This window comes from Geobacillus sp. DSP4a (assembly GCF_013096875.1).
GTDB classification, from domain to species: Bacteria; Bacillota; Bacilli; order Bacillales; family Anoxybacillaceae; genus Geobacillus; species Geobacillus thermophilus.
This window is the reverse complement of the sequence record NZ_SDLD01000228.1, coordinates 1-390: the sequence shown is the minus strand read 5'-3', so window position 1 is coordinate 390 and position 390 is coordinate 1. Positions and strand designations below refer to the sequence as shown.

At 44.9% G+C, this 390-nt stretch carries 1 protein-coding gene; it reads left to right on the top strand.

Features of this window, described 5'->3' with window-relative positions; translation table 11 throughout:
• On the top strand, positions 1-390 hold a 390-nt coding region (locus tag ETC02_RS17120; protein ID WP_171698495.1), incomplete at both ends, for a nucleoside 2-deoxyribosyltransferase.

The window sequence follows — 390 nt, the reverse complement described above, 5'->3', positions numbered from 1 at the left end:
AACGCTTCGCTTAAGGAGGAATTATCCCCTTATTTTGACGTTTTTTTACCGCAAGAAGATGGCTTACTACTGAGAGATATCGTAGAGCGCGGCACGAACGAAAATGTAGCAGCCAGGATAGTATTCGATGCAGATATACAAGCTATGGCTGATGCCGACCTTATACTGGCGGTACTTCATGGCGCTCACATAGATGAAGGCGTGGCGTTCGAAATTGGTTATTGTTTTGCGAGCGGAAAACGGTGCATTTCACTTCAAGAGGACGTTCGCCAAGCCTTGCCCACCGGAAACAATCCCATGATCAGCCAAAGCTGTGAAATAATATTCAGAGATCGGCAAGACCTGCTTGAGTGGGTAAAAAAGAATTTTCTTGAAAGAACAATTTCACAC